The following is a 16,593-nucleotide window of genomic DNA, read 5'->3' on the forward strand; positions in this document are numbered from 1 at the left end:
CAGCTGTGAGTGACCTGGCCATCCAGTGCGAAGGCATCGGCAAGCGCTACCAGATCGGGCAGCGCGAGCGCTACAGCACGCTGCGCGACGCCATCATTGCTGCCGCCAGGTCCCCGTTCCGCCGCCGCCAGGATCAAGACTGGTTCTGGGCGCTCAAGGACGTCGGCTTCAAGGTCAACCACGGCGAGGTGCTCGGCGTCATCGGCCGCAACGGCGCAGGGAAGAGCACACTGCTCAAGATCCTTTCGCGCATCACCGAGCCCACCGAAGGCCGGGCCGAGATTCATGGTCGTGTCGGCTCGCTGCTCGAGGTCGGGACCGGCTTCCATCCCGAGCTCACCGGGCGTGAAAACATTTTTCTGAGCGGCGCGGTGCTGGGCATGAAGCGCGCTGAAATCGCCCGCAAATTCGACGAAATCGTGGCCTTCGCCGAAGTCGAAAAGTTCATCGACACGCCGGTGAAGCGCTTTTCCAGCGGCATGTACATGCGGCTGGCGTTCGCGGTGGCGGCGCACCTGGAGCCGGAAATCCTGCTGGTGGACGAAGTCCTGGCGGTGGGCGACGCCCGCTTCCAGAAAAAGTGCCTGAGCAAGATGCAGAGCGTCGGCGAGCAGGGCAGGACGGTGTTCTTCGTCTCGCACAACATGCCCTCGATCACGCGGCTGTGCCCGCGCGCGCTGCTGCTGGATGGCGGCCGAGTGGCTGCCGATGGGCCGGCCCACCAGGTGGTTGGCGCCTACCTGGAGTCGGGCCTCGGCTCGACGGCCATGCGTGAATGGAATGATCCACGCACCGCGCCGGGGAACAACATCGCGCGCCTCGTTGCCGCCCGTGTTCGCGGCGAAGACGGCCGCGTCAGCGACACCATGGACATCCGCCGCCCCGTGGGAATCGAAATCGAGTTCGATGTGCTGGAAGAGTTTGTGCTGGTGCCCAACATTCACGTTTACAACGATGAAGGCGTTTGTGTGTTCGTCGCCACCGATCTGAGTCCAGAGTGGCGGCGGACGCCGCGTCCTTCGGGGCGCCACAGCAGTACGGCGTGGATCCCGGGGAACCTGCTGGCCGAGGGAACCCTGGTGGTCAGCGTGGCGCTCAGCACCTTTGATCCGCTGCAAGTGCACTTCTGGGAGCAGGACGCGGTCGCCTTCCATGTTGTCGATACGCTCGACGGCGACTCAGCCCGGGGCGACTTTGCCGGGCCGATGGAGGGAGCGGTGCGCCCTATCTTGCGCTGGACCAACAGCTACCGACCCGCCGGCGCCGGTCAGATGCAGCCACAAGGGAGCACACAATGAAGGTCGTCATCCTTGCTGGCGGGCTCGGCACGCGTCTCGCCGAAGAAACCGAAGTCCGTCCCAAACCGATGGTCGAAGTCGGCGGGCTGCCGCTGTTGTGGCACATCATGAAGCACTATGCCCACTACGGCTTCAGCGAGTTCTTCGTCGCGCTGGGATACAAATCGGAGGTGGTGAAGCGCTTTTTCCTCGACTACTCCACCCTGAACGGCAGCATGACCGTGGCGCTCGGCACGGGAAAGATGGAGCGCCACCACGCGCCCTCGGAGAACTGGACCGTGCACCTGATGGACACCGGCAGCGAAACCAACACCGGCGGCCGCGTCAAGCGCTGCCAGCCATGGCTCGAGAAGGAAACGTTCCTCGTCACCTACGGCGACGGCGTCTCCAACGTGAATCTGAAGAAGCTGGTCGAGTTCCATCGCAAGCAGGGAAAGCTGGCCACCATAACCGCCGTGCGTCCGCCGGCACGCTTCGGCGGTATCGTCTTCGACGGCGACCTGGTGGCCGAGTTCACCGAGAAGCCCCAGGTCGGCGAGGGCTGGATCAATGGCGGCTTCCTGGTGCTGGAACCGGGAATCTTCCCTTATCTGAAAAGCGACGCGACCAGCCTGGAGCGCGACGCGCTGGAGCCGCTGGCGCGCGCCGGCCAGCTGGCCGCCTATCGTCACGAAGACTTCTGGCAGTGCATGGACACGCTGCGCGACAAGCGCACCCTGGAGTCGCTGTGGGCCAGCGGCAAAGCGCCGTGGAAGGTGTGGGGATGAGCGCGTTGGGCGCCCCAGTGAAGCCTTCTGTCTGCTTCAGTGGGGGTCTTGAGCATCACCTGCAACTTTCGGGAGACCGGCACGATGCGTGAAGAGGCCTGCCGCGCCTGCGGTGGACGCCGCCTCGAGCCGGTGCTCTCGCTCGGCCTCACGCCGCTGGCCAACCGGCTGCTTACGCGCGAGCAGCTCGACGAGCCTGAGCCGCGCTATCCGCTCGATCTCGTTTTCTGTCCTGCGTGCTCACTGGCGCAGATCACCGAAACCGTGCCTCCGGAGGAAATCTTTCGCGAGTACTCCTATTTCTCGTCGTTCTCCGACACGCTCCTGAAGCACGCCGAGCAGCTCGCCAGCCGGCTCACCGACGAGCGAAAGCTGAACGCCAAGAGCCTGGTCGTCGAGATCGCCAGCAACGACGGCTACCTGCTGCAGTACTACAAGCAACGCGGCGTCCCGGTGCTGGGCATCGAGCCGGCGCGCAACATCGCCGCCGTGGCGGAGCGCGAGCGCGGCATCCCGACCGTGGCCGAGTTTTTCGGCCGCGACCTGGCCGCCCAACTTCGCGCCGAGCGCGGCGCGGCTGACGTTATCCACGCCCACAACGTCTTCGCCCACCTCAACGACCTGAACGGCGCGGTGCAGGGCATGGCCGCGCTGCTCAAGCCCGATGGCGTGGTCATCATCGAGGTGCCCTATATCAAGGACCTGATCGACGCGGTGGAGTTTGACACCATTTACCACGAGCACCTGTGCTACTTCTCGCTGACCGCGCTGGAAAACCTCTTTGCCCGGCACAAGATGGCGGTCCTCGACGTCGAACGCCTGCCCATTCACGGCGGTTCGCTGCGCGTGACGGTGGGCCGCGCCGGCACCGCGTCGCCGAACGCGCGCGTCGCCGAATTGCGCTCCGAGGAACAAAGCTGGGGCGCGGTGACGCTCGACTTCTATCGCGACTTCGGCCGGCGCGTGGAGCAGCTCAAGCGCGACCTGCGCAAGCTGCTGCTCGACGCCAAGGCACAGGGCAGGAGGGTTGCCGCCTACGGCGCCGCCGCCAAGGGCACCATCCTGCTCACTTATTTCGAAATAGGCGCCAGTCTGGTGGATTACGTGGTCGACCGCAGCACCTACAAGCAGGGACGCTTCATGCCGGGCTCGCATCTGGAAATCTTTCCGCCGGAAAAGCTGCTCCAGGCGCGGCCCGACGACGTGCTGCTGCTCGCCTGGAACTTTGCCGACGAAATCCTCCAGCAGCAGGAAGAGTATCGCCGCCGGGGAGGCCGCTTTATAGTTCCCATCCCGCAGCCGCGAATCGTATGATTCGGAGCGGCCCGCCGCGCAGAAACTATGACCCTCGCAACTGTTGGCAACGCGATCAGCCGGGAGCGTGACCGATGAAGTTCACCGTCGTCGGCGCCGGAGGGTTCATCGGATCGCACCTGGTGCGCAGTCTCAAGGCCGCGGGGCACGACGTGACCGCGCTGCGCCGCAATGACGCGCTGCCGGGCGGCGGCCTGGGTCACGTGATCTTCGCCGCCGGCATCACCGCCGACTTCCGCGAGCGGCCCTTCGATACGCTGCGCGCCCACGTCACCCTTCCCGCCGACGTGCTCGAGAAGGCGCAGTTCGAATCGTTCTGCTATCTCTCATCGGCGCGGATTTACTCGGGCGCGGCCTCCACCTCGGAGGAAGCCGCTATCCTGGTGCATCCTGAGTTGCCCGACGACCTCTACAACCTTTCCAAGCTCGCCGGCGAGGCACTGTGCCTGAATCATCCCAACCCGCGCGTGCGAGTGGTGCGGCTCTCCAACGTGGTCGGCGGCGGCGGCAGCCCGCGCGACTTTGTTCCCGCCATCGTGCGCGAGGCGCTGACGCACCACCACGTGCTGCTGCACACCGCGCTCGACTCGGAGAAGGACTACATCGCCATCGGCGACGTGCTGCAGCTCCTGCCTCGCATCGTGATGGGCGGCAAGCGGCGGATCTACAACCTGGCGTCGGGAAAAAACGCGACGCACCGCCAGATCCTGGAAATGATCGCCGCGCGCGTTCCGTGCACTTTCGCCGCCGAAGAAGGCGCGCCCGCCGTCCGGTTCCCGCCCGTCTCCGTGCGGCGTATTGCGGAAGAATTCGCGTATGTGCCCGGGGATCTTGGCCCGGCGCTCGACGAACTCATCGCCTCGCTGCGGCGGCCCGAGGGCTCGCATGCTCAGCGTTGACCTGGAGAAGGGCGAGGTCGTCTGGGAAGAGCACGGGAGGCGGCAGGTGTACGGCATCGGCACGCCGGAGGCCTTCGCGCTCATCTCGCGCGCCTGGCTGCGCTCGGGCTGGGACACCAAGTACGTCTACAGCTTCACCTGGCTCGGCCGCCCTATCATCCAGCTTCCCGAGGACATGTTCCGCATCCAGGAAGTGGTCTGCCGGGTGAAGCCTGATGTGCTGGTGGAGACGGGCGTGGCACACGGCGGGTCGCTGGTCTTTTATGCCAACGTTTTCCAGGGCTTGGGCAAGGGCCGCGTGATCGGCGTGGACGTAGAGATTCGCCCGCACAACCGCCAGGCCATCGAGGCACACGCCCTGGCGCCAATGATCACGCTGGTAGAGGGAAACTCGATCGAGGCGGCCACCATCGAGCGCGTGCGCTCACAGATCGGGCCGGGTGAATCGGTCATGGTGGTGCTCGATTCCAACCACACGCGTGAGCACGTCCTCGGCGAATTGCGCGCGTATGCGCCGATGGTCTCGCCCGGCTGCTATATCGTGGCGTGCGACGGCATCATGCGCGACCTGGCCGGCGCGCCCCGCAGCCAGCCCGATTGGGGCACCAACAATCCGCAGAGCGCGGTGCAGGATTTTCTGAAGGAGCGCGCCGATTTTTGCCTGGAAGACCCCGCGTTTCCTTTTAACGAAGGGACCATCACGCAGCGGGTCACGTATTGGCCGAACGCGTTCCTCAGAAAAACTTCGTAGAGACCTTGCGTGCAGCGTCTTGATGGTGGCGGAGGTCTCGACCAGCCTGGTTTAAAAAATCAGCCGGCGCCATCTTCCCGCCGTCATCCGGGCGTCGCGCCAACCGACCACGACCTTCTTCAGGCCAGCCGAAATGAGCCAGGCGCGCAGCCGGACGGTGAAGCTGCGGTCAAGCCGCAAAGCGTCCTGCACAGCGGCGCGGCGGGCTTCCGAGTCGAGTTCGTGCGCGCTCAAGCGGTACATCATCGCGATTGCCCATCGCTTTCGCGCTTTGCGCACCATCGCAGGCGGCAGCGACGAAAAGGTGCCGGCGCGCTCGTGTTTCTCGTACACGTCGGCCGTCAGCCCGGGCATGGCCAGGAGGCGCTCGGGCTCAACTTGCGACTTCCAGTTCCGGTAGAAGCACAGCGGTTCGGGCAGATGCGCCACGCTCCCCTGCCGCAGCATCGTCAAGTCAATGTCCCAGTCGCCGGCGCGCCACAGTTTCGGATCGAGGCCGCCCGCCGCACGATACGCCGCGGTGCGCATCATGCTCGCTACGAAGTTGTGCACCGGGCCGAAGACGTAGCGCCGCAGTTCTTCCTTGCCGGGCCTGAATACTGAAGTTTCCGCGACTTCGTTCACGATTTTCAGCTCGCGCCCCTGCTCGTCAATCTCCACGAAGGCGCAGGAAGCCCACACCGCATCGGGATGGCGATCGAGCACCGCGGAAAGCTTGGCGCAGAAATCGGGATGCAGCATGTCGTCGGAGGGAAGCACGCACATGTACTCGCCCTGCGCGTGCGAGACGCAGAAATTGAAATTGTCGGCGATGCCCAGGTACCGCGGCGGGCGCACCACGCGCATCCGCGGGTCGCAAAATTCATTCAGCACCGCGTCGGCGCCGTTGCTGGTGTGGTTCTCCGAGACGATGATCTCGAACGAATCGTAATTCTGCGCCAGGGCGCTGGCGAGCGCGCGGCGCAGGTAGTCCGGCCGCGCATTGTAGGTGGGCATGCAGATCGAGACCCGCGCCGGCATCGAGCAGCACTATAGCGCACGTTTTCCGGCTCCCCGCGGGCCATCGCGGCCGCGCATTCGCAACGGCACCTGCCGCCATCCGGGTTAGAATCGGAGTGAATGCGCTAAAAAAAAACGGGAAACCGGCGGCCTGAATGGCGGGCAAACAACAATTCCGGATTTGCGTTCTCACCGCCGCCCACCTGGCCATGTGTCCGCGCATGGTGAAGGCGGCGAGGACGCTGGCCGAGGAGGGATACGACGTTCGGGTCGTCAGCGCCCGGTACCACGACTGGCCCGACGAGATTGATGGCGACCTGACACGCAGAGGCGGCTTCCGTTGGCAGCGCGTGGACGTAGGCCGCTCCACCGCGCCGCTCTTGCACTTCGCGAGCGGCGGACGTTATCGCGCTGCCCGCGTCCTGGTTGAACTGGGCGGCGTACAACGCGCTCCGCTGTTCCTCCTCGCGCGCGCTTTCGGCCGGCACCACTCCGAGTTGCTGCGCGCCGTCCTGAGTGAGCGCCAGGACCTGATCTACGCCGGGACCGGGCTCGCGCTCGCAACCGGAGCGGAAGCGGCGCGGCGGCAAGGCGTTCCCTACGCGCTCGACCTGGAGGACTTCCACAGCGCCGAACAGGACGATTCGCCGCAATCACGGCTCTCGCACCGGCTGATCGAGCGCATCGAGTTCGAAATCCTTCCCGGCGCAGCCTTCCTCACCGCCGCAAGCCCGGCCATGGCGGAGGCGTATGCGCGTAAGTACGGTTTACAGCCGCGGGTACTCAACAACACGTTCCCGCTGCCCACGCGCGCGCCAGACTTCTCCAGCAACGGTGACCGCCTGCGTCTTTACTGGTTCAGCCAGACGCTCGGCGCCGGGCGCGGACTGGAAGACGCCGTCCTTGCCATTGGCCAGGCCGGCATCCGGTGCGAGTTGCACGTGCGCGGGGTGCCGAGACGCGGGTATATGGAGCAGTTTCGCGAGTTTGTCGCCGAGAAGGCGCCCAACGCAACGCTGCGGCACGATCTCCCCGCTCCTGACGATCCCATTGACCTGGCGCGCGGGCACGACGTTGGCCTGGCGGTGGAAGACGGACACGTCTTCAACCGCAGCATCTGTCGCACCAACAAGTCATTCACCTACATGCTGGCCGGACTTGCCGTGGTCTTCACGCGAACGGAAGGCCAGGCCGACTTGGCCGACAGCCTCGGGGAAGGCGCGGTGTCGTATACCCCGGGCGATATCGCCGCATTGGCCGCGCACTTGAAGCGCTGGGCCGGCGATCCCGCGGCCTTGCGCCGGGCGAAGGAAGCTTCGTGGGCGGCGGCGCAGCGGCGCTGGCGCTGGGACCATCCTTTGGAACGCGGCGCGCTTTTGGATCTGGTGGCGAAGACGCTCGGCGGGCCAGCTTCGGACGCCGCCTCGTCGTGACCGCCGGCCGGAGGACCTGCCTCACCGCCTGTGGCTGAATTGCCACTCCAGCGGCAAACCCAAACCAGCTTAAGATGGGGCGACTCCTTTTACATCAGGGCGGGCGTGATCGACTTTTCCGGCATCTCGGCGCGAACCTGGCATGGCAAGGCGCTCCGCGGACTGCTGCGCCTGGTGCCGCCTTCGGCCACCGTTCCCATCCTGCAAGGCAGACTGCGCGGCAAGCGCTGGGTGGTGGGCTCGGCCAACCACGGCTGCTGGCTTGGAAGCTACGAGAAGCGGCATCAACAGGTTTTTGCCGACACGGTTCGCACCGGCATGGTCGTGTACGACGCCGGCGCCAACGTCGGCTTCTACACGCTGCTCGCCTCGAAGCTCGTGGGCGCCGCCGGACGCGTCATCGCCTTCGAGCCGGACGCTGCCAACCTCGAGTATCTGCGACGTCATCTGGCGCTGAACAACGCTGCCAACGTGGAGGTCTTCGCGCTCGGTTTGGCGGACTACTGCGGCACCGCGACGTTCGGCAGCAACGCCGGCCGCAGCTCCGGCTCGCTGTCGCCAAACGGCGACCGCACCGTTGCCGTGAACACGCTCGATTCGCTCCTCGACGAGGGCCGAATTCCTCCGCCCGGCGTCATCAAGATGGACATCGAAGGCGCTGAAGGTGCGGCACTGCGCGGAGCGGCGCGCTGCCTGCGACAGCACCGTCCCGCTCTCATCGTCTCATTGCACTCAGACCAGGCGCAGCGCGACGTGCGCAGCCTTTTAGGTGACCTAGGGTATTCCATGCGCGAGTTCGACGGCGCCAGCGAGCTGCTCGCCCTGGCCTCATGAAAACGGTGGCCATCATCGCACCCGATTTTGCGCCGAGCAATCATCCGCCGGCGTTGCGCGTTCGTTTCTTCGCTTCGCACCTGGCCGAGTTCGGATGGCGTCCCATCATCATCACCACCAAGCCGGCCTCCTACGAGTGGACGATTGACCAGGAGAACCTGCAACTTCTCCCGCCGTCGCTGGAAGTGATCCGCACCGAGGCGTTCAGTCCGAAGTTCACGCGTATCTTCGGAATCGGCGACCTCGGCTTGCGCACCATGGGCCAACACTGGCGCGCGCTGAAGCAGTTGTGCCGCCGCGAGCGGGTGGACGCGCTCTTCATACCGGTCCCGCCGAACTATCCCATGCTGCTCGGACGGCTGGCGCATGCGCGGCTGGGGCTGCCCTATGTGGTGGACTATATCGATCCGTGGGTCAGCGACTACTACCGCACTGTGCCCAGAGAGCGGCGCCTGCCGAAGGTGGGGGCGTCGGCTTGGCTCGCGCGGCGACTCGAGCCGATCGCGCTGCGTCGCGCGGCGCAGATCACCGGCGTTTCGCTCGGGACGACTGATTCTGTGGTCAGCCGCTACCGCTGGCTTGGCCGCGAGCAAGCCACCGAAATTCCCTACGGCGGCGAGCCCGCCGATTTTGATTACGCCCGCGCTCATCCGAGAAGCGAGAACAGCTGGGGCACCGACGGCTTGCTGCACTTCGGATACATCGGCGCGTATACCGTCGCGATGGCGCCGGTACTGCGTGCACTGTTTGCTGCTGTGAAGCTTGGCCGCGACCGCCGGCCGGATTTCTTCGGGAAGTTGCGCCTTCACTTCGTCGGCACCAACTACGGCGGAAGCAAGCCGCTGGTGCTGCCCTGGGCGCGCCAAGCCGGCATAGAAGACATGGTGGAGGAGCGGCCGCAGCGCGTCGCCTATCTGGAAGCCCTGCAACTGCTCACGCGCTGTCACGCGCTGGTCATCGTTGGCTCGGAAGAGGCGCACTACACCGCGTCGAAGGTGTTTCCGTACATCCTGGCTCGCCGTCCGGTGCTCGCCATTCTGCACGCCGAGAGCAGCGCCACCGCCATTTTGCGGCAGACTCGCGCGTGCGATCCCATCGTCTTTCGCTCCTCGCCGGAGTTGGAGGGCAAAGCGGCGGAGATCCTCGCTGCGCTGGAAAAGCTCATGGTCCTGCCGCACGACTTCGCGCCGCCCACCCGCTGGGAAGATTTTGAGCCGTACACGACCCGCGCCATGACGGGGCGGCTTGCGGCGGTTCTCGATCGCGCCATCGGCATTGAAGCCGCGGATACAATCGGCGTCCAAGCCACCAAGTCCCAACAGGAAGGGGGTCCCGCTTGCCCAAGCGCCGCTCACTGATCACCGGAGGCGCCGGATTCATCGGTTCGCATCTCGCCGAAGAACTTCTGCGCCGCGGCGAGGAAGTGCACATACTCGACGACCTCTCCACCGGCAGCATGGACAACATCGACCACCTAAAGTCCAACGCCGACTTCCACTACGTGATCGGCTCCATCCGCAACGATTCGCTGGTGGCCGAGATGGTGGACCGCTGCGACATGGTGTTTCATCTCGCTGCCGCGGTTGGCGTCCGGCTGATCATCGAGAGCCCGGTGAACACCATTGAAACCAACGTGCACGGCACCGAGGTCGTCTTGAAGCACGCCAGCAAGAAAGGGAAGAAGGTCATGATCGCCTCCACTTCGGAGGTTTACGGCAAGAGCGAAGACATGCCCTTCCGCGAAGACCAGGACCTGCTGCTGGGCCCCCCCGACAAAGGCCGCTGGAGCTACGCCTGCTCCAAGGCCATCGACGAATTTCTCGCTCTGGCCTACTGGCGCGAGAAGCGGCTGCCGGTCATCGTGGCGCGCTTTTTCAATACGGTCGGCCCGCGCCAGACCGGGCGCTACGGCATGGTGCTGCCCAGCTTCGTCAGGCAGGCATTGGAAGGGAAACCGATCACGGTCTTTGGCGACGGCACGCAGTCGCGCAGTTTCACCTACGTGGGCGACGTGGTCGGGGCGGTGATCGGCCTGATGGACCACGACGATGCGGTTGGACAGGTATTCAATATCGGCAGCAGCCAGGAGCTCACCATCAACGAACTGGCCGAAATGGTGAGACAGATCACCGGCAGCCGCTCCCCGATCGTGCACGTGCCCTATGATCAGGCCTACGGCGCAGGGTTCGAAGACACCTGCCGCCGCGTGCCCGATATCAGCAAGATCCGCAAGGCGATCGGGTATCACCCCACGCTCGACGTGCGGGGCATCATCCAGAAGGTGGTCGCGTATTACTCGGCTTGAGCAATTGACGGCGTCGGCCGGCGCCCACGGCGCCGCCGCGGCTGGCGGCACCCGCCACCGGCTTGCCGTCGTCAGCAGCCATCCCATCCAGTACCACGCGCCCTGGTATCAGCAGCTCGCGCGACATCCTGAACTCGATTTGCACGTTTTTTTCTGCCGGCGCGCCACGCCGCAGCAGCAGGCCGATGCCGGCTTCGGCGTTGACTTCGAGTGGGACGTTCCGCTGCTGGAGGGCTACGCGCATTCCTTTCTCGACGACGGCGCGGTCGATCAGCGTCTTGCCACCTTCGATGTCGTGCTCGTGAACGGCTGGCAGGAGCAGCGGCTCCGTGACGCGATCCGCGCCTGCTGGCGTCGCGGCGTGCCCGTGATGGTGCGTGGCGATTCGCACCTGCGCGAGCCCCGGCCATGGTGGAAGAAGGCGGCCAAAGAGTTGCCGTACCGCTGGGCCTTGGGTCGTATGAACGCTTGCCTCGCCGCGGGGACGTGGTCGCGCGACTATTTTCTGCACTACGGCGTCCCGGCGGAGCGTGTTTTCATCGTGCCGCACATGGTGGCCGAGTCCTGGTTCGCCGCGCGCGTGCCGGAACTGGAGCGGCGGCGCGGAGAGCTCCGCCGCCAGTGGTCGCTGGCCGGGCAGGGCACCGTTTTGCTGTACGCCGGAAAACTCATACCCAAGAAGCGCCCTCTGGACTTGCTTCGCGCTGTGCAGAAAGCTGCCGCATCGGCCAGCTTTGAACTTCTGATGGCCGGCGATGGCCCCTTACGCCCAGAGTGCGAGCGCGTTGTCGCCGAGCATCGCCTTCCCGTTCGCTTCACTGGCTTCCTGAACCAGTCGCAGATGGCCTCGGCCTACGTCGCGTCGGACGTTCTGGTGTTGCCCTCCGACGGCGGCGAGACTTGGGGACTGGTAGTGAACGAGGCCATGTCCTGCTCGCGCCCGGCGCTGGTAAGTGACCGCGTAGGGTGCGGCCCTGATCTTGTCGTTCCGGGCCGTACCGGCGAAATTTTCCCGCTTGGCGACGTTTCCGCGCTCGCCGCGCTGATTCAGAGGTATGCTGGCGATGAATCCATGTTGCAGAAAATGGGACGCCAGGCCAAAGCCCGGGCGGCCGCGTTTTCGCAGGCGCCGGCCGTCGAAGGCGTGGTCCGGGCGGTTTCCAGCATCGTCGGTGAGGCTGCCCGCCGATGAGGACCTCGCGCGAGTCGCTGAGCGAACTGGTCACGGCCCTGCCGCTGCCGCTGGCGGTAACGGGCATCCTCTGGGGCACCAGCGCCAACCCGGTAACCGCGGGACAGGGTGTTCTCTCATTTCTGATCGCCCTGATCACCTGGATGAGCTACCGCCGCTGGGCCCGCTCCTCGCGCCACGAGGTGCCGCTCTTCCCGCTGATCTGCACTGCTTACTGGATCGCCTACGGCGTGCCGCTTTTTTGGGGCGACCCCATGCTGATGACAGCCAGCGGACCGCGCTATCCGTCGCAGGAGACGCGCACGCTGGCCATGCTGGTCGCGGTGCTTGGCGTCAGCGCGCTCGGCTTGGGCCTGAGCATCGGGACCGCCAGCCTGTATGTTCCCAAATCCACTCTCGTGGCACAGCGACTGGGAGGCAGTCGCTGGTACCTGTACATCCTGGTCGCGCTCGGAACGGTACTGAACTTCTTCTCCGGCTCGGCATACGTGTTCGGTGAGGGCATGCGCCAGGCGATCCTCATCGGCTCGAACACGGTGCCGGTCGTCGCCTTCTGCATGCTGTTTCGCAGCTACATGCGCGGCGAGCACCACCCGCTCGACAAGATCGTTATCGCCATCTACTGCCTCTCGCGAGGCATTGCTGGAATTTCCTCGGGATGGCTGGCCACCGCGGCCTCGCTGGTGCTGATCATTCTCATCATGCTCTGGCAGGCGGGTCGGCGCTTCCGCGCCCTGCCTCTGCTTTCGCTCGGCCTCTTCGTGCTGTTCTTTCAGGCGTCGAAAGACGAATTCCGCCGCCAGTACTGGTACAGCAGTTATGAAAGTTCCACTTTGGAGCGCGTCTCCTACTGGACAGAGCAATCGGCGGTGACCTGGCACGACGCGCTCACCGACTCCAGTGGGAACAGGGCACGTGAACTGGCCTACCGGAGCTTGCGCCGGTTCGACCTGCTCGGCCAAACCGCCAACGTTCTCGACTTGACGCCCGACACCGTGCCCTACCAGTACGGCAAGCTCTATTCCTACCTGTGGGTAACGCTGGTGCCGCGCCTGCTCTGGCCGAACAAGCCCAGCATGAGCGAGGCGAACCGGTTCTACCAGGTGGAGTATGGACTCACTGCCGAGCGTGACTTGGAAGGCGTGTCGATCGCTGTGGGTGTGCTCGCCGAGTCCTACATCAATTTCGGATGGTTCGGTGTCTTCGGCGTGATGTTCCTGATCGGCGCGGCGCTCGATCTGTTCCGCCGCGTCCTGCTGGCGCCCAACGCCGGCGAGTTCCTCAACTGCCTGGGCCTGGCGATGGTGCCAACACTCGTCATCGTGGAGTCTCAGTTGGCCGGCTACTTTGGGGGGACCATCCAAACCATCGTGCTCACGATGGTGATGTTTTTCCCGGTGCTGTCGTTCGTAAAGCGAGACCAGGTCGCGGTCGGTCGTTCCCGCGGGCCGGCTCGCAGCGGCTTGATACGTCGCGGACTTGTTCCGAACACCAACCAGGTCGCGTCCCCATCGAGGGCCGGCAACATCGTCACGCCCAGATAGCCCCGGAACAGCTAAATCTGAACCAGCCACGTCATGAGCTGATCTCGCTCGCCGAGAGGCATTGTAAGGACTACGTCGGCTTGAACACGGAACGGCGGTGCGGTGATGTCAACGCCGCTGGAATCGTCATTTCGCGTGTCCGGGCCGTGTGGCTTGTCGAGGTTGGGAACAAACGGGAACGAGGGGACGTGTTCGGTAATCAGCACATATCGGTAGCGCTTCAGGTTCTCGAGAGCGGCGCCGATCTCCTCGTTGGAGAGGTGCTGCAATACCTGACGGACCGTGGCCAGAGAGCGTGACGAGTCCGGCAGCTCGGGAAGGCTGCCTGAGACGACATTTCCTGTCCTGAAGTCTACTTCCGGAAACCTGCTGCGGTTGCCTTCGATCAGCGCCGGCACAATGTCGATCCCAGTGTAAGGAGCCAGCTGCGCAAGACGACTGCCCACACGAAAGTCGCCGCAACCGATGTCCACGATGCGTGCAATGTCGTGCCGGGAAATGAACTCCCTTATGTACCCGATGTACACGTCACTGAATTGCGAATCGGAGCCCGCTCCCGAGCCATTGCCCCAGGCCCCGCTCGCGTAGATTCTCGAGAACGCTTCTTCAACTGTGAGCTTGCGGTATTCAGCGCGGGTGCGCCGGAGGTGTCGAACGCGATGAGCCCACCATAACCGCGGAAACACTCTCCTGACGAGTTTCCCCAGGCCCATGGGCCGGATTCTAGCAGCCCCTGCACAGGAAGGCCTTGGAGTCCCAGAAAGACGGCCGGTACTTTCTCGTTTCTTGTTCTGTTCACGGAAGAACGGGCAGCAGCGCCGCCCGCAGGCGTTCGATGAACTGGTCTTCCTGAAAGACGCTGCGCACGCGCTGCCGCGCCGCCTGTCCCAGCGCGGCTGCCGCCTCACCATCACGCAGCAGCTTGATGATCGGAGCGGCCAGTGCCGCCGGTTCCAGATTGTCCACCAACACCGCGCCTTCGCCGGCCGGAAACAGCTCTTCCATCACCGTGCCGGCCAGGCCCAGCAGGGGAATTCCCCAGCCGGCGGCCTCCACCGGCGCGAGGCCAAATCCTTCCTGTCGCGAAGGAAAGAGGAAAACCCGCGCCGATTCGTACGCGTGATTGCGCTCCAGGTCGGTCAGCCGGGGACGGAACTCCACGCCGGGAATCTCCTCGCGACGCACGCGCCGCTCCAGGCGGGGAAGGTCAGCGCCGTTGCCGATGATGACGAGCCGCGCATCGGGCACGCCGCGGCGCACGAGCGGCCAGGCGCCGAGCACGCTGTCGTGTCCCTTGCCGCGCTCACCGGGGACCAGTCGGCCCACGATGATCGCCACCGGCGCTTTGCTGCGCACGTCCGGCGCCGCCGCCGGCACTCGCACTCCCAGCCAGGTGATCCGCACCGGCCCGAGCCACGGATTGAACTCGCGCGACCGCCGCACGGTGCTCGCTGAATTCGAGATCAGAATCGTGGCGCGCTCCAGCGCCTCGCGTCGGCGGCCGCTCAGCGGCTCCCACACCTCCGTGCCGTGGAGGAAGACGCCATAGGGGATGCTTCGCAGGCGCGGCAGCACGGCGTGCATCGCGGCCAGGTGTACGTGCTCATAGAAAACAAAGTCCGGCGGGTTGCGCCAGCAGCCCAGCAGCGCTTCCGAGAGCAGGAGGGCGCGCCTCACGGCCCTGACCCAGCTGGTACGGTTCGTCCAGAGCGCAACGTCGTTGTCCCAGGCAAGGCCCGCCATCACCGAGGCGCTCACCACGCCAATGCCGCCGTAACCGGTTCCCAGCCCAGAGGTCACGAGCTGAATGCGCCGGCTTCGCCCGCTGCCGTTGCCGCTTGCCATCGACCTGGAGTCCCTCGCCATTGCAGCGCAGTCTAGCGCAAGCCGCGTCTGGCTGCGGTTTCCGCCATGACGCGCCGGTACAGGCTCTCCAGCAGCTCGGCAATCACGTCCCAGTCGAAGTACTCGCGCGCCAGGCGGCGGCCGTTCTCGCCCATCAGGCGCCGCCGCTCGGGATGCTGCAGCAGCTGCAGCAGGCCGGCGGTTACGCTCACCACGTCGCACCCCGTCACCACGCCGGCGTCGGCCCGCGACACCAGTGAAGCGATGCCCACGCGTCCGCTGATCACCAGCGGGACACCTGCCGCGAGCGCCTCGGCCGCCGCCACGCCGAAGTTTTCATCGAGCGAGGGCAACAGGAAGACGTCCGCCGCGGCCAGGGCGAGCGCCTTCTCTCTCCCGGCCACGTTGCCCAAGAATTCCACCCTGCCCGCCAGGCTGGGCCGCGACGCCAGCTCGCGAAGTTGCGCTTCGTATTGCGGTTGGCCTGAGCCGGCAATCAGGTAGCGCACGCCGAGTCCCTGGCTGGTGAGCGCCGCCACCGCTTCAAGCGCCGTATCGATTCCTTTCTTCGGATCGATGCGTCCCAGCGAGAGCACCGCCACCTGCCCTTGCAGGTTGTGCTGCTGACGGAAGGCCTCAATCTCAGCCGCCGACGGCGCCTGCGGCTCCTCAACGCCGAGCGGGATCACCGTGCCCGGCGTTCGCAGGCCGAGTTCGGCCACCTCGCGCTGCTCGAGCTCCGAAGTGAAGTGCAGCGCCGAGGCGTGTTGCAGGTTGCGCCGATCGAGCAGCCACAGATAGATTCGTTTGCGCAGCCAACTCCGGCTGAGCGAGTAGCGATCGAGCGTGCCCAGCGGGCGAATGATGTATGGCACCCCGGCGCGCCAGGCATAGTGGCTCGCCGGCGTCGTCGCCCAGGAGAACACGGTGTGGATGTGCACCGCGTCGTAGTCGCGAACATGCCGCCCCAGCCAGCGCGTGAGTCCCCAGGAGAACGTCAGGTGTGGCGGCGTCTGATGCCGGAAGAAAATTGTCGGCACGCCGCGCCAGTCGGTGAACGAATCGAGAGGAACCGGCTCTTCTGCCGGCATCCACAAGTCGGTTGTGGCGATGTTCACCACGGCGCCGCGGCGCATGAGCGCGCGCGCCATCCCCACCACGGCGTGCGCGGGCCCGCCGCTGATCGGCGCTACCGAAGGGATCACATGCAGGATGCGCAGCGTTCCAGGCGTCGCGGCCGGCGCCGGTCCGTTTTCCGGCCGGGATCGGCTGCGCGATGACGTGGTCTCAGGCATGCAGACGACGATAACAACGACAACGACGCGCCCATTCTCCCACAGCCGCCGGCCCCGGCCGGTTACTACCGTTGGCCGCGTTCAGGCCGCTGGATGCATCGCGCGCAACCTGTGCGA

The 16,593-nt window shown here is 65.4% G+C and carries 15 protein-coding genes; 11 read left to right on the forward strand and 4 right to left on the reverse strand.

The window, feature by feature from the left end; genetic code table 11:
• Positions 1 to 5: 5 nt before the first annotated feature.
• The 5 genes from VFA60_08440 (at position 6) to VFA60_08460 (ending at position 5,029) form a co-directional block, all read left to right on the forward strand.
• Positions 6 to 1,298 carry an ABC transporter ATP-binding protein gene (locus tag VFA60_08440; GenBank protein ID HZQ91803.1) on the forward strand — a complete coding sequence of 431 codons (1,293 nt, stop codon included), beginning with the start codon at positions 6 to 8 and terminating at the stop codon, positions 1,296 to 1,298.
• Positions 1,295 to 2,065, forward strand: a complete 771-nt coding sequence (rfbF, locus tag VFA60_08445; protein HZQ91804.1) for a glucose-1-phosphate cytidylyltransferase — start codon at positions 1,295 to 1,297, stop codon at positions 2,063 to 2,065. Before VFA60_08440 ends, rfbF begins: the two co-directional genes overlap by 4 nt.
• 84 nt (positions 2,066 to 2,149) lie before the next feature.
• Positions 2,150 to 3,379 (forward strand): class I SAM-dependent methyltransferase, encoded by a 1,230-nt coding sequence (locus VFA60_08450; protein HZQ91805.1) that lies wholly within the window; start codon positions 2,150 to 2,152, stop codon positions 3,377 to 3,379.
• A 74-nt stretch (positions 3,380 to 3,453) separates the two neighbouring features.
• The gene (locus VFA60_08455) at positions 3,454 to 4,278 is read left to right on the forward strand and encodes an SDR family oxidoreductase (protein ID HZQ91806.1); all 825 of its coding nucleotides are present in this window, start codon (positions 3,454 to 3,456) and stop codon (positions 4,276 to 4,278) included.
• Positions 4,265 to 5,029: a CmcI family methyltransferase gene (locus VFA60_08460; protein HZQ91807.1), complete on the forward strand. Its 765-nt coding sequence runs from the start codon at positions 4,265 to 4,267 to the stop codon at positions 5,027 to 5,029. The genes VFA60_08455 and VFA60_08460 overlap by 14 nt, the downstream gene beginning before the upstream one ends.
• Positions 5,030 to 5,080: 51 nt before the next feature.
• Here VFA60_08460 and VFA60_08465 read toward each other — a convergent pair whose 3' ends face one another.
• Positions 5,081 to 6,049, reverse strand: a complete 969-nt coding sequence (locus VFA60_08465; protein HZQ91808.1) for a glycosyltransferase — start codon at positions 6,047 to 6,049, stop codon at positions 5,081 to 5,083.
• A 134-nt stretch (positions 6,050 to 6,183) separates the two neighbouring features.
• Between VFA60_08465 and VFA60_08470 the strand changes: the two genes are divergently transcribed.
• The 6 genes from VFA60_08470 to VFA60_08495 all read left to right on the forward strand — a co-directional run bounded on the left by VFA60_08470 (position 6,184) and on the right by VFA60_08495 (position 13,336).
• A complete protein-coding gene (locus VFA60_08470) occupies positions 6,184 to 7,461 on the forward strand; it encodes a glycosyltransferase (protein HZQ91809.1) in 1,278 nt (425 codons plus the stop codon).
• Positions 7,462 to 7,566: 105 nt separating this feature from the next.
• Positions 7,567 to 8,295 carry an FkbM family methyltransferase gene (locus VFA60_08475; protein HZQ91810.1) on the forward strand — a complete coding sequence of 243 codons (729 nt, stop codon included), beginning with the start codon at positions 7,567 to 7,569 and terminating at the stop codon, positions 8,293 to 8,295.
• Complete coding sequence (locus tag VFA60_08480) at positions 8,292 to 9,653, forward strand: glycosyltransferase (GenBank protein ID HZQ91811.1); 1,362 nt, start codon at positions 8,292 to 8,294, stop codon at positions 9,651 to 9,653. Before VFA60_08475 ends, VFA60_08480 begins: the two co-directional genes overlap by 4 nt.
• Positions 9,632 to 10,600 (forward strand): GDP-mannose 4,6-dehydratase, encoded by a 969-nt coding sequence (locus VFA60_08485; protein HZQ91812.1) that lies wholly within the window; start codon positions 9,632 to 9,634, stop codon positions 10,598 to 10,600. Before VFA60_08480 ends, VFA60_08485 begins: the two co-directional genes overlap by 22 nt.
• Before the next feature lie 4 nt (positions 10,601 to 10,604).
• A complete protein-coding gene (locus VFA60_08490) occupies positions 10,605 to 11,792 on the forward strand; it encodes a glycosyltransferase family 4 protein (GenBank protein HZQ91813.1) in 1,188 nt (395 codons plus the stop codon).
• The gene (locus VFA60_08495; protein ID HZQ91814.1) at positions 11,789 to 13,336 is read left to right on the forward strand and encodes a hypothetical protein; all 1,548 of its coding nucleotides are present in this window, start codon (positions 11,789 to 11,791) and stop codon (positions 13,334 to 13,336) included. Before VFA60_08490 ends, VFA60_08495 begins: the two co-directional genes overlap by 4 nt.
• Positions 13,337 to 13,347: 11 nt before the next feature.
• On the opposite strand, the gene VFA60_08500 is transcribed toward VFA60_08495, so the two are convergent.
• The 3 genes from VFA60_08500 to VFA60_08510 all read right to left on the reverse strand — a co-directional run bounded on the left by VFA60_08500 (position 13,348) and on the right by VFA60_08510 (position 16,476).
• Positions 13,348 to 14,049: a class I SAM-dependent methyltransferase gene (locus VFA60_08500; GenBank protein ID HZQ91815.1), complete on the reverse strand. Its 702-nt coding sequence runs from the start codon at positions 14,047 to 14,049 to the stop codon at positions 13,348 to 13,350.
• A gap of 82 nt (positions 14,050 to 14,131) precedes the next feature.
• On the reverse strand, positions 14,132 to 15,202 hold the full coding sequence (locus VFA60_08505) for a glycosyltransferase family 4 protein (GenBank protein HZQ91816.1): 1,071 nt from the start codon (positions 15,200 to 15,202) through the stop codon (positions 14,132 to 14,134).
• An 11-nt stretch (positions 15,203 to 15,213) separates the two neighbouring features.
• Positions 15,214 to 16,476 (reverse strand): glycosyltransferase, encoded by a 1,263-nt coding sequence (locus VFA60_08510; protein ID HZQ91817.1) that lies wholly within the window; start codon positions 16,474 to 16,476, stop codon positions 15,214 to 15,216.
• Positions 16,477 to 16,593: the final 117 nt, after the last annotated feature.

It is taken from the genome of Terriglobales bacterium (genome assembly GCA_035651995.1).
Classification (GTDB): domain Bacteria; phylum Acidobacteriota; class Terriglobia; order Terriglobales; family Acidobacteriaceae; genus DASRER01.

Coding starts and splice junctions, on each gene's coding strand:
- VFA60_08500 (HZQ91815.1), bottom strand. CDS start 14,049: ATGGGCCTGGGGAAACTCGTCAGGAGAGTGTTTCCGCGGTTATGGTGG.
- VFA60_08480 (HZQ91811.1), top strand. CDS start 8,292: ATGAAAACGGTGGCCATCATCGCACCCGATTTTGCGCCGAGCAATCAT.
- VFA60_08465 (HZQ91808.1), bottom strand. CDS start 6,049: ATGCCGGCGCGGGTCTCGATCTGCATGCCCACCTACAATGCGCGGCCG.
- VFA60_08495 (HZQ91814.1), top strand. CDS start 11,789: ATGAGGACCTCGCGCGAGTCGCTGAGCGAACTGGTCACGGCCCTGCCG.
- VFA60_08470 (HZQ91809.1), top strand. CDS start 6,184: ATGGCGGGCAAACAACAATTCCGGATTTGCGTTCTCACCGCCGCCCAC.
- VFA60_08450 (HZQ91805.1), top strand. CDS start 2,150: ATGCGTGAAGAGGCCTGCCGCGCCTGCGGTGGACGCCGCCTCGAGCCG.
- VFA60_08505 (HZQ91816.1), bottom strand. CDS start 15,202: ATGGCGAGGGACTCCAGGTCGATGGCAAGCGGCAACGGCAGCGGGCGA.
- rfbF (HZQ91804.1), top strand. CDS start 1,295: ATGAAGGTCGTCATCCTTGCTGGCGGGCTCGGCACGCGTCTCGCCGAA.
- VFA60_08460 (HZQ91807.1), top strand. CDS start 4,265: ATGCTCAGCGTTGACCTGGAGAAGGGCGAGGTCGTCTGGGAAGAGCAC.
- VFA60_08510 (HZQ91817.1), bottom strand. CDS start 16,476: ATGCCTGAGACCACGTCATCGCGCAGCCGATCCCGGCCGGAAAACGGA.
- VFA60_08455 (HZQ91806.1), top strand. CDS start 3,454: ATGAAGTTCACCGTCGTCGGCGCCGGAGGGTTCATCGGATCGCACCTG.